The sequence below is a fragment of the Pseudooceanicola onchidii genome, from assembly GCF_004959925.1.
Lineage (GTDB): Bacteria > Pseudomonadota > Alphaproteobacteria > Rhodobacterales > Rhodobacteraceae > Pseudooceanicola > Pseudooceanicola onchidii.
In genome coordinates, this window is record NZ_SPUW01000002.1 from 61529 (window position 1) to 74588 (window position 13060).

The 13060-nt window shown below is 58.7% G+C and carries 11 protein-coding genes; all 11 read right to left on the minus strand.

Annotation, left to right across the window (positions count from 1 at the left end):
* Positions 1-570 precede the first annotated feature (570 nt).
* Positions 571-990, minus strand: a complete 420-nt coding sequence (locus tag E4S58_RS08190; protein WP_136635930.1) for a hypothetical protein — start codon at positions 988-990, stop codon at positions 571-573.
* The gene (locus E4S58_RS08195; RefSeq protein WP_136635931.1) at positions 977-2776 is read right to left on the minus strand and encodes a TniQ family protein; all 1800 of its coding nucleotides are present in this window, start codon (positions 2774-2776) and stop codon (positions 977-979) included. The genes E4S58_RS08190 and E4S58_RS08195 overlap by 14 nt, the downstream gene beginning before the upstream one ends.
* The gene (locus tag E4S58_RS08200) at positions 2773-3762 is read right to left on the minus strand and encodes a TniB family NTP-binding protein (protein WP_136635932.1); all 990 of its coding nucleotides are present in this window, start codon (positions 3760-3762) and stop codon (positions 2773-2775) included. The genes E4S58_RS08195 and E4S58_RS08200 overlap by 4 nt, the downstream gene beginning before the upstream one ends.
* Before the next feature lie 5 nt (positions 3763-3767).
* A complete protein-coding gene (locus E4S58_RS08205) occupies positions 3768-5699 on the minus strand; it encodes a DDE-type integrase/transposase/recombinase (protein ID WP_136635933.1) in 1932 nt (643 codons plus the stop codon).
* Positions 5696-6403 carry a hypothetical protein gene (locus E4S58_RS08210; RefSeq protein ID WP_136635934.1) on the minus strand — a complete coding sequence of 236 codons (708 nt, stop codon included), beginning with the start codon at positions 6401-6403 and terminating at the stop codon, positions 5696-5698. Before E4S58_RS08210 ends, E4S58_RS08205 begins: the two co-directional genes overlap by 4 nt.
* Before the next feature lie 886 nt (positions 6404-7289).
* Positions 7290-8066 carry an IclR family transcriptional regulator gene (locus tag E4S58_RS08220; RefSeq protein WP_136635936.1) on the minus strand — a complete coding sequence of 259 codons (777 nt, stop codon included), beginning with the start codon at positions 8064-8066 and terminating at the stop codon, positions 7290-7292.
* 158 nt (positions 8067-8224) lie between these two features.
* A complete protein-coding gene (locus tag E4S58_RS08225; RefSeq protein ID WP_136635937.1) occupies positions 8225-9352 on the minus strand; it encodes an S-(hydroxymethyl)glutathione dehydrogenase/class III alcohol dehydrogenase in 1128 nt (375 codons plus the stop codon).
* Positions 9353-9405: 53 nt separating this feature from the next.
* Positions 9406-10821 (minus strand): aspartate ammonia-lyase, encoded by a 1416-nt coding sequence (locus E4S58_RS08230; RefSeq protein WP_136635938.1) that lies wholly within the window; start codon positions 10819-10821, stop codon positions 9406-9408.
* Positions 10821-11573: an amino acid ABC transporter ATP-binding protein gene (locus tag E4S58_RS08235; RefSeq protein WP_136635939.1), complete on the minus strand. Its 753-nt coding sequence runs from the start codon at positions 11571-11573 to the stop codon at positions 10821-10823. Before E4S58_RS08235 ends, E4S58_RS08230 begins: the two co-directional genes overlap by 1 nt.
* Positions 11574-11587: 14 nt before the next feature.
* Positions 11588-12280, minus strand: a complete 693-nt coding sequence (locus tag E4S58_RS08240; protein ID WP_136635940.1) for an amino acid ABC transporter permease — start codon at positions 12278-12280, stop codon at positions 11588-11590.
* Positions 12277-13044, minus strand: a complete 768-nt coding sequence (locus tag E4S58_RS08245; RefSeq protein ID WP_136635941.1) for an amino acid ABC transporter permease — start codon at positions 13042-13044, stop codon at positions 12277-12279. Before E4S58_RS08245 ends, E4S58_RS08240 begins: the two co-directional genes overlap by 4 nt.
* Positions 13045-13060 lie beyond the last annotated feature (16 nt).

Sequence of the window (13060 nt, forward strand, 5' to 3'; positions counted from 1 at the left end):
GCCTGAATTGGACGCGGGCGCCCTGGCTTCAGGCCTAGGCGAACGGCGTCGATCCGGCAAAGGAGAATGATCTGAGGATAGGCATTAGCAGGGCTAATGCGGTTGCCGCGCGGCCGGGTTTTCTGCCCCTCCAGACGTGAAAACCCCGGCGTCGAGACCAAACACGCGCCGGGGTTTTCGGGGTTTCAGAAGGCTGGTGAGGCCTGTAGGACTGCGCATAACCGTGCGCGTCCCTCACTGATCGCAAACAAGAAAATCGACACTATTCGCTCACAGGTTTGTGCGGCGTTCGCGCATAGTCTTGCGCGTTTCGCTCATAACCTTGCGTGGTCAGCCATCCGGATTCGGACGAACCTAAGCTACTGGAATGTATAACAACTCCGCAGGCACCCTGCAAGCTTTGGCAGGGCGCGCTCGAGTCTTCGGTCTCCGCAATGGACAACGCCCTTATCGTCGGAGTTCGGTCATTTTCTGGAATGTAGGGAAAGATACGGTCGATACAAAACCGCACGCGACTAAACCGGAAGCTAATGCTCCCGGCGCGCATTTTCGCTCCTCGATGAAACCGGGCTAATCGCTGCCTGGGGATCGCTCGAGGCCGCTCGCAGTCAGAGCCTTCCGGACACGCCGAGCCTCCGACAGCCGTTTATGCGCAGAAATGGAATCCAGAGAAGCGAAGAAGCCGTGAACATGTTTCCCTTCCGGAAGGATGCGCCACCCCAAGGCCTCCAGCGCCTTCTCAAGGTCATGGCGAGCCTCTCTCCGGACTTCTCGGGCTTCGCAGGAGGGCTCCACATGTGCGATGTCGAAGTCCTCGCACGAATAGTGCCGCTGGATCTCTACCCACCGCACTCTGCCGGGGCGCTCGACATCATACCAGCTGAGCACAGCGACGACATCCACCCGAAGCTGGGCGGCCGCCTTTGTCGTCCGCGCCATTTGCTCTTCCATCGACAGTTCGGGGCCCGAGTGATCTTTATCTTGCGGCATGTTCCAGCCTTTCGCCTACGTGCATGAGACGCGCGAAATGGGCGACGGAGAGCAGATGACCTCTCGCCGTTTTTCCGACGGTTTTCGCACCAACCGGTGAAATGCCCCGTCCGGCGAGGCGCGAGATGAGAGCCCGGGATGTCGTTTGGCACTGTTCAGCAACATCCGCGAGCACGAGGTATTTCTGCTGGAACTGCGCGAGATCCTCTGGGGCGATCAGCCACGCATCAGCGCCGCCTACGCGACCTTGAGTAGACGGAAGTAGTCCCGCCGCGCACCAATGCGTAACACATTCCGGCCTCCAGCCTGTTATCTTCGCGACTTCTCCCGCAGTCATTGCGCTCGGTGCGCCTTGTGCAGCCAGCAGGTCCGAGATCTCCTTTTCGGAGAACAGCGCATCGCCAAGACGCTGTCCGCTGTCGAAGTGGCGCGCATGGATAGTCCCTGATTTGATCGCCCGGAACACCGCCAGAAGTGCCTTTTTGTCAGTGGTCCTTCGTAGAGTCAGGTCGCGAAAGGCAATCGTCGGTTCTTCGATGTCCCAGGTCGGAGCCAGATTCTTTCGGATCACGAAAACCCTCCGGGTCAGGTCGTCCCGATCGAAGCCCCCCGCGACGCATGGATGACGAACATTGACATCGACCGCTGCCACGACATGCGCCTCGAGAAGCAGTTCGAACTGCTTTCGACCTACCCCCAGAAACTCGCGAGCCCGCGTCTTGTCGAGCATTTGCGACCGCAAGATGCGAGTGGCCTCGATATCCGAGCGCGCGACTATCGTGTGGACATGCCCAGTGCCGGATCGCGCCAACCGCCCGTTCATCTTGCCGGTCCTGACGGCATCGACAATCCGTTCCGCCCGGATACCCAACTTTTTTGCTCCTTCGGCTGCGCTCACCCATGCGCCTTCTCCGGAAGCGCCCGCCAACCGATACGCGTCCCCGCAGATAGCCCCAGCCATATGGAGGCAACGCTCTTGGAGAGCATCCGCGACGGATCCGGTCTGTTTCATCAGTCCTTGATACCAGGACCCCAGACGCGCCGCCGCCGTTTGCCCGTCCGCTTCCGGGGCATCCCAGAGGTCCTGCACATGACCATCGAATGCCGTCGGCCAGTCGAACAGCAGCGGTTCGACCGTGCCGATCATCTCGCGGGCTTCCGCTAAGGTTTTTGGAATACCGTCTTTTCCCGGCTTCCCGGTTCGCGTGGACCGCATCGCCGAAGCCAGGAACCACACCGTCCGTGCTACAGATCGGTCAGAGCCGCCCTCCAGGTCGAAACCGACGATATTTGCGGGGAGTCCCGCGATAGCACGAGAAATCTGGACTGCGCCGTCAGTCGCGAGGATCTGTGGAGCGTCAGCGTAGTGCGCTCCGCAAATGCAGCTCGCATGTCCGTCGTCCGTCACCCTCAGCGGGGACTCGCAGCCGGGGCAGGTCTCGAGCAGTTCTGTGCCGTGCACAGCGCATGCGGAAACAAGCGCGTGCCGCCATTCCTTGCGGCGCGGGCGACCCGCGGCGAGGCATGCCGGACAGACTGGGTCCGCGTGCATACGATGAAACCGCCAGTCCAATGCCGGGTCCGTCGGGCGGCTGCGCGGGAGGAGCGGTTCAAGGAGCTGGAACTCTACCCCCAGCGCCACAGCCAGGTTTTCTGCGTTTTCCACCAACGGCCGCCCATAAGGACAGCCAATGTCGGTAAGGAACCCGCCCAGGTCCGGATATCCCTCGGCATCGGAGAGACGCTTTAGAAATCCCAGGAAGCTTTCGTCGCGCTGGGGGATCATGCCGCCGTGACCTCGTCTTCGGCATGCTGGAATACATGCAGTTCATTGGCGGAGTTCGGATTGGGCAAGCGAAGGCCCGCGTCCCGCATGACCATGGCATAAGATCTCGCCAGGACGGTGTCCTGTGGCACCTCGGGCCCGAAAATCGCCGGCATATCGGAAGACGTTTGGAGGCGCGTGGACGCTCCCTTTTGCAGGTCCTGACGCAACAACACTTCCAACGTGAGACGGCTCTTCAGGGCCGCTTCGATCAGCTCTACGACCAATCCGACCCGCCCCCCGGTCGCGGCATAGAGACGCCGCGTCATATCGAGTGGATCGAATTCCAGCTCGATACCCACGTCCGCCAGATGGTCGAATATCGAGTAGGTCACCGCGACGAATTCTTGCCGGTCCTCTTGGTCTGACCACCGATAAGGCAACAGATAGATCGACGCCATCGAACGCGCCGAAAGCTGTTCATTCTGATCGATGAGCCTCTGAAATTTGGGCAAGCCTGTCAGGATCACGACGGCTCCGGATTGATCAATGACCGTCTTGATGTGATCCGCTGCGCCCCTCCTGGTGAGGTTTGCGCCTGGTTCGGCACAGTGGCTGCATTCGTCGAGCACGATATATTTGATACCGCGCTGATAAATGAGCTCCTGGACCCGATCCTGGAGCACCGCCAGCTTGGTGTTCGGAGCGACCCGCGCGCCCATCGCTCGGATGATCGCCGCATAGATTTCTGCGTCGTTTGGTTTCGGACGGATGAATCCTTGAATTAGATCCGGCGTCGGCAACATGTAACCCGGACCAGCGCTTTCAGTGACCAGCTCATTGCAGATCGCCTCGACCAGATCTGTCTTGCCTACCCGCGTCGGTCCGAGCAACGGAATGCAAGTCCCGTGAACGCCCGCGAGCTTGATCGCGTCCCGCAGCGCAGCCATCGCGGCATCATACCGTGCATGGGAAATTCGAAGGTTCTTCAACGGTGCTTCGAGCATGTGTGTCAGCCTCGCATTGTTATTTTGTTGCGTTTTGTGGGGATTTGGACCGGCAGCATCGCCACCGCCGGTTCGATGGGATTGTCCTGCACCACACGCGTTGAACTTTTCCGGACGATTTCCTTGTCCCTGTGGACCCGCCGCGCCTCTTCGCCGGCCTTTGCCATCTTCGACTTCTTCTTGCGGGGGGCGTGGTGCATGCCCTCGACAAGTGCTGCCAGCGCTTCATGCGCGGAGAAGTAGTCCTCCGGCTTTCGGCGGTTCGCCGCCAGAATGCGATCTCGTTCCGCCGCGGTCAGGGGTGGCATTTCGGGGTTCTTGCAAGGGACTGTAATGGCCTTGCCCGTATCGGGATGCACCACGATCACCGTTCGAATGTCCCCGGGGTTCGTCCAGACGTCCAGCTGGACTGTATTCGGATTATTGCGGTGAATCTGTGCCAGGTCCCACGACCAGTATTGCACGCGGCCCACCTCAATGCCGTAATGGAACAGGCAACGCTTTTCGCGGACACAATAGAACATCTGGATGAGCTCGTTCCGGCTCAGCGGCTCGGGCACATGTGCCAAGGTCAGAAGTCGCTTCCAGCTTTCGGTCGGCGACTCCGAACGCCGGAGCGGCGACTGAACGCTGCGTCGAGGCAGCCTGCCATAAATATCGAAACGCCAGCGCTGAAGCATGCTCGCGAAGTCTTCGAAGGTCAGGCACGCCTCATCTATCGCCTTCGCCGTTCGTGTCTGGGCGGGCATCAACTGCGTCTGTGTTGTGCCAGGCAACGTAGTCACAAAGGTCTTCAACGTTCTCATCCCGCGTTCCACAAACGGCTTTTTCTCCGGATGACCGGGGATATTTTTCTGGAGTTCGACGCCCGTTACTTCCAGCAGCCGTTTTATGATTTCGCCGCCGTTCTCCGACCCCTGATCCGCCACAACCGTCAGCGGATTCCCTTTCACTCGAACGCGGTTTTGGATTCCATGGAGGTCGAAGAAGGCATCATCAGGCCCTGTCATTGCCTCGAATAGCGCGGCTACGGTCGACGCACCGGTTGGCGGCGCGAGCGATACCACCTGACCGACGATAAAACCGGTTGCTGCATCGACCACGATCGTTACCCAGGGCCGGACGAGGTTGCCTTCGTATACGACGAAAATATCCGCTTGAGTGGAGTCGATCTCCAGCCGGTCAAAAGCATAGTCGACCTTTTGAAACCTGCCTGCTTGTCGGAGCAACGGGCGTGCAGCTTTCGCTCCCATTCGAGACTTCAGAGCATCCTCGTGGACGACATAGTCGCGAATGATCGCTTCTACCGATTTCCGTCCACATGCTTCGGGTTTGCGACCGTCCGAAATGCATTTTTTTGTGTATTTTTCGCGCGCTGTATTTGCCACGTAGGTGACAGTTACCGCATCCGACCTCAGGAAATGGTTTTCTATGACGTCGAGAACGATTTCCTCGAATAGTTCATCATGGCGCGGCTCAAAGTATCCTGAGTTGGCCGACCGCCCGTCCACAAGACCGATGTGACCTTTCAGATGGACCCGCTTTCGCCAATTCTGGATCGTGCGGACTGCCGGCATCTCGGCCGCGTAAGATGCGAACCTCTCATCCAGTTTTAGTTGCTTCTGGGTTTGCTCGATAACCTGAGGCCATTTCATCCCCTCGGACTGGAAGCCTTCAACGAGCTCGAGGAGGCGTTTGCGATAAGACGCTTCGACCTTCTCCTCAGGGCTCAAGACACGCCCCTCAAATTCAGGTTCCTGGCCGTCGGACACGTCACCACGTGAAATCGCATCGTGGAACTCCTCCAGCGTGATCTCCGACTGATGACTGTCCAATTCAATGCAGACAGCAGGTCGACCGGAAACGCGCCCAATGACCCTGTAGATTTCGCCATCCAATCGCAGATGACGCCCGTCGACTTTCTGAACAACGGTCATAGCGGAAGCACCTCAAGATGTGCGGTCGACCCCGCCGAAGGCATGAGGACGGTCCGGTCATTGAACGGTTTCTGATCCAGTGTTGCTGCCAAGTAGCCTTCGCGGATCGCGGTATAGACGCTGTTCCTGCTAAACCCGAGGTCTTCGATTTCTCGAAAAAGAAGACTGCTCGGGCAGTCATCGATCAGCCAAGAGCGCTGCTCAGCGCTCAGAGGAACTGTCGGCGACACTTTCAGAGTCCGGAGATTGCGCTGAAGCGGTCGCGGCAGCATGCCTTCGGTGACTATCGCATACCGGTGACCGTAGTCGGCCATCGCGATAGGAACTGCACTGAAAGTCGGATGCCGCTGGAGGAACCGGGTATGCTTGCTTTCGACGAAGACCTTTGAACCGTCGACGAGTTCCAACAGGAAATCCGGTGTATAGCACCAAGGCCTGTAGCGGGTTCCACGCACGGCATCCATGAGAGCCTGTTTCGAAGGGTAGGCGTCGCCAGTATTGAGATCGAACGTGCATGGCTGCGGACGGACGCGGCGCACCCGGGGATCGAGATCTGCCGCGATCAGGGTGATCGACTCGAGTTCACTCTCCGTGTCAACGATCCCGAAAGCTTTGCTGGAGGTCTGACGGTTAACCTTCTTTTGCAACCCTCTCCTGTAAATCGTGCGTGCTGGATCGTTGTATTTGTCGTCGTCGCCCATCATTTCTTCGCCCCTTCAGTTGATCGGAATCGTTCTCGTGGGCGAATGAGGCAACGCGTAGGCACAAATTCTACCAAAATATAACGGAGGCAAAATTTCTGTTAAGCATCAGAAAGTACACAATAATATACATACTTTTTCTTGATTTCGACGATAAAAATCCAGAAACGTCTTTTCTAAGATGATGTCCTGCTTTAATCACATAGCCCTATAGGGCTATGTGATTTTCGGTCGACAGATTTGCGGAATTGCCTGATTCTGTCTGAAAGACTCGGGTCAACCCTGAAAGGCGGCCGACAAGCCCGGGAATTCCCAGGACTCCAAGGTCGATGTGGCTCGACCGACGGCGAAATGCTATACTGATGCTGTCAAGCTACGCTTGACGATCGTTGTGCGTGTGGCAGAAGCGTTGGACTATGGAGCAGATTGTTCTGGGTTTCCCGGTGCCAGGCAGCTGGCATAAGCCACTGGAAGACCAAGGAGCCGAAGGCGGCAAGAGTAAGTAGTCCGCGGCAGTTAATGAACGGGCGTCGGACCTGCTACAAAAACTCGATGGTGGAAGCGTTCTTCAACACCATCAAATCGGAGCTGATCTGGCCGGTTGCATGGCAATCCCGCCAGCCGGCGGAAAACGTTATCGCCAGATACATCCACGTGCACCTCTCCCCCATCAGGCCACATTCCTTGCTCGGCTACCAGAGCCCTAACTCATTCGCGCGGAAGGCAAGGAAGTGAGCTAAACGCTCTCCACCGAAGCCGGACAAGTCCAAATTGCGTCGTCAGCTTTGCAAGACATCGGGCCCGCGATTGAGCCTCTCGGAGGACACAGCGACAGCTCTGCCGTTCAGCCTCTGGAGTTCGCAGTTCGCTACGCCCTAATAGGAATTCGTTATTCAAATTCCGCTTGTTCGCCCAACACTGTCTCTGAAAGCACCTCGGCGGCTTCGAGCAGATGCGGCACGAAGTTCGATAGCTTGCCGAATGAAACCCTCGCCGTGGGCACGGACACGCCGAGGCAGGCGATCAGATCGCCTTTGGGCGTCACGATTGGAACTGCGCAGCCGACGACGCCTGAAACGAACTCTTCGTTCGACGCGGCCCACCCCTGCCTCTTTGTCTGGTTCAGGACCGTCATCAGGTCCTCGTGGTCGGTTACTGTGTTGGGCGTGTATCGAACCAGCTCGAGTGAATTGACAAGCTTCTCCCGGGCCCGCGTTGGCATCAGGCTGAGGTAGATCTTGCCCGTCGACGTGCAATGAAGCGGCGCATCGCTCCCCGGGTCAAATTGCAGCCCCTGCACGCTCGCCACTCGAACGCTATCGACATAAACGACGCGGTTGTTTCGGACCAAACCTATTTCGCACTGCTCACCTATCTTCTCAGAAAGCGACTGAAGAACGGCATGGCGGCGCGCTGTTCGGAAAGAGGTGCTGATGGTTTTCGCCGCGAGCGTGACCAATTGGTTCCCTACCGTGAACCTCTTGGTGCCAAGCGCGCGCTGCAAGAGCATCCGCGCCTCCAAGTTGCCTACAAGACGGTGCGCTGACGGAAGTGGGATATCGAGTTCCTCGGCGATCTCCGATATGGCCAGAGGCTTCTTGCTCTGCGCCACGACATTCAGGATCGCGAAGACCCGGTCGATCGGTGAATCTGCATCACGAGTCATTCTGTATGTCCTGAATTCTCTTTATTCGATACAATGACTTCCGATTATAGAGAAATCAATAGCGCCTCCATGAACCCGACGTGAACTCATCTTTGGTGGCGTGCCGCGCGACCCCAGAACGAATTGGCCTGTTGGGCCGCGCGGTTTCGAAGGCCAGCTTAGAACTCGACGACTGCCCTGATCGACTTGCCCTCGTGCATGAGATCGAAGCCATGGTTGATCTGATCAAGGGTCAATTTGTGCGTGATCATCGCGTCGATCTCGATCTTGCCGTCCATATACCAGTCGACGAACTTGGGAACGTCAGTCCGCCCTTTGGCACCGCCAAAGGCCGTGCCCTTCCAGACGCGTCCGGTCACGAGCTGGAAGGGGCGTGTCGAGATTTCGGCTCCCGCCGGGGCAACGCCGATGATCACCGATACGCCCCAGCCGCGGTGCGAGCATTCCAGCGCGTCACGCATGACGCTAACGTTGCCGGTCGCGTCGAAGGAGTAGTCGACGCCGCCAATCTGGTCCGCGCCGCGCTTGGTGAGATTGACGATCTCCTGCACCGTGTTCTCGACCTTCGAGGGGTTCACGAAGTGGGTCATGCCGAATTTCTTCGCCATCTCGGCCTTGTCGTCGTTCAGGTCGACGCCGATGATCATGTCCGCACCGGCCATGCGCAGCCCCTGGATAACATTGAGTCCGATGCCGCCCAATCCGAACACGGCAGCGGTCGATCCGATCTCGACACCCGCGGTATTGATCACCGCGCCGATGCCGGTCGTCACACCGCAGCCGATGTAGCAGATCTTGTCGAAGGGGGCGTCGTCGCGGACCTTGGCCAGCGCGATTTCGGGCATGACCGTGTGGTTTGCGAAGGTCGAGCACCCCATGTAGTGGTAGATCGGGGTGCCATCCAGCATCGAGAAACGGGTGGTGCCGTCCGGCATCAGACCTTTACCCTGGGTGTTGCGGATTGCGGTGCAGAGGTTGGTCTTGCCCGACAGGCAGGACGGACATTCCCGACATTCGGGGGTGTAAAGAGGTATCACGTGGTCGCCCGGTTTCAGGGTGGTCACGCCCTCTCCGACCTCGACGACGATGCCGGCCCCTTCATGTCCGAGGATGCAAGGAAAGATGCCTTCAGGGTCGGCGCCCGATCGCGTGAATTCGTCCGTGTGGCACAGGCCGGTAGCCTTGATCTCAACCAGAACCTCTCCGGCTTTCGGGCCATCAAGTTCGACTTCCATGATCTCGAGGGGCTTCCCGGCCGCAACGGCGACAGCAGCTTTGGTGCGCATGGTTTTTCCTTCATGTCTTGAGTATTTGAGAGTGTCGGCGGTGCCGAACCAGGTCAGATCGGGCGCGTCAGTCGTTCCGGATCGGTCACCTGATTGGCCAAGTCCTCGGAAAGATCGGGGATCTCGCCCAAAAGGTCCCGGACGCTGCGTCCGGTTGTCAGAACCTGCTTGGCGAGCGTGGCCGCCCGATCGTATCCTATGATCGGTGTCAAGGCGGTAGCGACCGCTGCACCTGCGTTCAGGTGCCTGGCGCAATCTGCTTCATTGGCGGTAATCCCGACAACGCAATGAACCCTCAGCGTGTTCGCGGCATTCGTCAAAAGTGACAAGTTGTTGAGGATATTGAAGCAGATCACTGGCTCCATGACATTGAGCTGCAACTGACCGGCCTCGGCCGCCAACGTGATCGTGAGATCGGTGCCAATCACCTGGAATGCGACCTGGTTCACCACCTCTGGGATAACCGGGTTCACCTTACCCGGCATGATCGACGATCCGGGTTGCATGGGAGGCAGGTTGATCTCGTTCAGTCCCCCGCGTGGCCCGCTGCTCAGCAGGCGAAGGTCGTTGCAGATCTTGGACAGCTTCGTTGCCAGACGTTTGGTCGTCCCCGAGAACTGCACGAAAGCACCGGTGTCCCAGCAGGCCTCCACCAGATCGGCGGCGGGCACCATCGGCAGACCCGTAAGCTGCGCAAGCTCCTGAACCGCACTTTGGCTGTATCCGGGCCTCGTATTGATACCTGTGCCGATCGCCGTGCCGCCCAGATTGACCTCGAGAAACAGCGCCGCGGCTTCCTTCAGGCGCAACACGTCTTCTCGCAGGGTCGATGCGAAGGCGTGGAACTCCTGCCCCAAAGTCATGGGCACTGCATCCTGAAGCTGGGTCCGTCCCAGTTTCAATACGGGCGCGAAAGCTTTCGCCCGTTCTTCAAAAGCGTCTGCAAGCTGGGTGACCGCAGCCACCAATTTCTTGTAACGCAACAAGATCGCCAAACGGATCGCCGTCGGGTAGACGTCGTTCGTCGATTGCGACAGGTTCACGTGGTTGTTGGGATGCACCCGCTCGTAGTCAGCCTTTTGCAGACCCAGTTTCTCGAGCGCGATGTTGGCGATCACCTCGTTCGCATTCATGTTCGTCGAAGTTCCGGCACCGCCCTGGAAAACGTCGACAGGGAACTCGGCTGCATGATGGCCCGCAATCAGCTCATCGCAAGCGTGCTCGATCGCGTCTGCGATCCCGGGGTCGATGAGGTCAAAGGCCAGGTTCGCCCTTACTGCCGCTTTCTTCACGTATCCCAGTGCCTTGAGAAGATCGGGAAAATCGGACAGCTTCGTGCTGGAGATTTCGAAGTTCCGGATGGCGCGCGCGGTCTGAGCCCCATAGTAGGCTTGCACCGGAACCTCGACCGGTCCAAGGCTGTCGGCTTCTTGCCGAAACGCCCCGGCATCTGCAAAAGCGGATGTCATCAGTGGAGAACCTGCTGAAGGAAGGCCCTGGTGCGGTCATTCTCGGGGGCGCCGAAGAAGGTCTGCGGATCGGCCTCCTCGATCTTCTGACCGCCGTCCATGAAGACCACGCGGTCTGCGACCTGCTTCGCGAAGCCCATTTCATGGGTCACGCAAAGCATTGTCATACCCTCTTCCGCGAGGCCGATCATCGTATCGAGGACTTCCTTGACCATCTCCGGGTCCAGTGCGGACGTCGGCTCGTCGAACAGCATGACACGCGGCTCCATGCAGAGCGCGCGCGCGATGGCGACCCTCTGTTGCTGGCCACCCGACAGTTGCCCGGGATACTTCTTGGCCTGATCCGGGATACGCACCTTCGAGAGGTAGTGCATCGCCCGATCTTCAGCCTCTGCTTTGCTCAGGCCGCGTGCGCGGCGCGGCGCGAGCGTGCAGTTTTCCAGGATGGTCAGGTGCGGGAACAGGTTGAAGCTCTGGAACACCATCCCGACTTCGCGGCGCACCTTGGCAATATCGCGTTCAGCGCCAGTCAGTTCCTGGCCTTCAACGACGATGCTGCCGGCGTCATGCTGTTCGATCCGATTGATACAGCGGATCAGTGTCGACTTGCCGGAGCCGGACGGGCCGCAGATGATGATGCGCTCGCCCTTGCGGACAGAGAGGTTCACCTTCTTCAGGGCTTCGAAGGTGCCATAGCGCTTACAGACATCGATCATCTCGACGACATTGGTGTTTGCGTTTGATTGGTTCATGACTGTCTCCGACTTCAGCGGGTCGTTGCGATGCGGGTCCGCTTTCGTAGGACCGCGACGAGTTGAGACGCCGAGGTGCAGATGACCAGGTAGACCAAGGCGATAAAGAGATACATTTCGACGAGCGTCCCGTTCAGCTGGGCGATCTTCGACGCCGCCCCGGTCAGGTCAGTGAGCGAGAGCACGTAGACCAGAGACGTGTCCTGAAAGAGGATGATGGTCTGGTTCAGGATGATCGGGCTTGTGATCCGGAACACCTGTGGCAGCACGATCGAGCGATAGGTCGTCGCCGTGGACAGGGAGAGAGCCTTGGCAGCCTCGTATTGCCCCTTGTTCACGGACCGCAGGCCGACACGGATGATTTCCGAATAGTAGGCTGCCTCGAACAGCGAGAAGGTGATGATGGCAGTCCACAATCCCCCGATTGGCACGGGCCGACCGCTGTTCATCATCGCCCCAATGATGAGAGGCACCAGGAAGAAGAACCAGAAGAGGACCATGATCAGCGGGATGGATCGCATGATCGCGACATAGACTTTCGCCAAGGGGGACAGGACCGGCACCTCGAGATGCTGGACCAGTGCAAGAGCGACCCCAAGGACAAGCCCGGCCGCGAAGGCCACAACCGTCAGGGTGAGCGAGAACTGAAGACCCTTCCAGAGATAGGGAAGGGCGTCTGCCACAACCGAGAAATCCAAGCCGTTCATGCTGCACCTCGCTTTCCGAAAAGTCCGAACAACGGCTTCCGGGCAGGTTTGGAAGGGGATGTTCCGGGGATGTGATATTTGGCGTCGATCCAGAGCATCAGGCGATAGGCCACCAGGGCGAGCAGGAGATAGATGATCGTCGCCGAAGCGAAGGCACCAAATGTCTGGAAGGTATTCTCCGAAATCTGGCGGGCTTGGGCGGTCAGCTCCAGAAGCCCGATCGTCAGGGCCACGGACGTGTTCTTGTAGATGCCCATCACCTCGCTTGTGAGGCTGGGAATGATCAAACGCAACGCCTGCGGAACGACCACGAAGCGGCGGGTATCCAACTGGCTGAGGCCGAGGGCGGCCGCCGCCTCTTCCTGTCCCTGCGGCAAGGCTTCGATGCCTGCGCGAACCTGTTCCGCGACACGGGCCGCCGTGTAGGTGCCCAAGCAGAGCAATGCGGGAAAAAACGCACCCCATGGCGGTGGCAGTTGCTTGACCCAGGTTCCAAGCCCGGTCGGCAGCAACTCGGGCAGGACGAAATACCAGAGGAACATCTGCACCAGAACCGGGATGTTCCGGAAAATCTCGACATAAAGTCGCGAGAGCGCGGCAATGACCCTGCTCTTGCTGGTCCGACCGACCCCAACCAGCACCCCGATGGCGAAGGCGATCCACCATCCGATGAAAGCAAGAGCGAGAGTCCAGCCCAGACCCGACAGAAGCCATTCGAGATATAGCCGTCCATCAAAGCCACGTTGGAATAACACGTCAAACATTCGGCTTTCCCTGTCG

What these genes read in the sequence shown, in the direction of transcription:
- E4S58_RS08190 (WP_136635930.1), bottom strand. Translation starts at nt 990, where the DNA reads ATGCCGCAAGATAAAGATCACTCGGGCCCCGAACTGTCGATGGAAGAG.
- E4S58_RS08195 (WP_136635931.1), bottom strand. Translation starts at nt 2,776, where the DNA reads ATGATCCCCCAGCGCGACGAAAGCTTCCTGGGATTTCTAAAGCGTCTC.
- E4S58_RS08200 (WP_136635932.1), bottom strand. Translation starts at nt 3,762, where the DNA reads ATGCTCGAAGCACCGTTGAAGAACCTTCGAATTTCCCATGCACGGTAT.
- E4S58_RS08205 (WP_136635933.1), bottom strand. Translation starts at nt 5,699, where the DNA reads ATGACCGTTGTTCAGAAAGTCGACGGGCGTCATCTGCGATTGGATGGC.
- E4S58_RS08210 (WP_136635934.1), bottom strand. Translation starts at nt 6,403, where the DNA reads ATGATGGGCGACGACGACAAATACAACGATCCAGCACGCACGATTTAC.
- E4S58_RS08220 (WP_136635936.1), bottom strand. Translation starts at nt 8,066, where the DNA reads ATGACTCGTGATGCAGATTCACCGATCGACCGGGTCTTCGCGATCCTG.
- E4S58_RS08225 (WP_136635937.1), bottom strand. Translation starts at nt 9,352, where the DNA reads ATGCGCACCAAAGCTGCTGTCGCCGTTGCGGCCGGGAAGCCCCTCGAG.
- E4S58_RS08230 (WP_136635938.1), bottom strand. Translation starts at nt 10,821, where the DNA reads ATGACATCCGCTTTTGCAGATGCCGGGGCGTTTCGGCAAGAAGCCGAC.
- E4S58_RS08235 (WP_136635939.1), bottom strand. Translation starts at nt 11,573, where the DNA reads ATGAACCAATCAAACGCAAACACCAATGTCGTCGAGATGATCGATGTC.
- E4S58_RS08240 (WP_136635940.1), bottom strand. Translation starts at nt 12,280, where the DNA reads ATGAACGGCTTGGATTTCTCGGTTGTGGCAGACGCCCTTCCCTATCTC.
- E4S58_RS08245 (WP_136635941.1), bottom strand. Translation starts at nt 13,044, where the DNA reads ATGTTTGACGTGTTATTCCAACGTGGCTTTGATGGACGGCTATATCTC.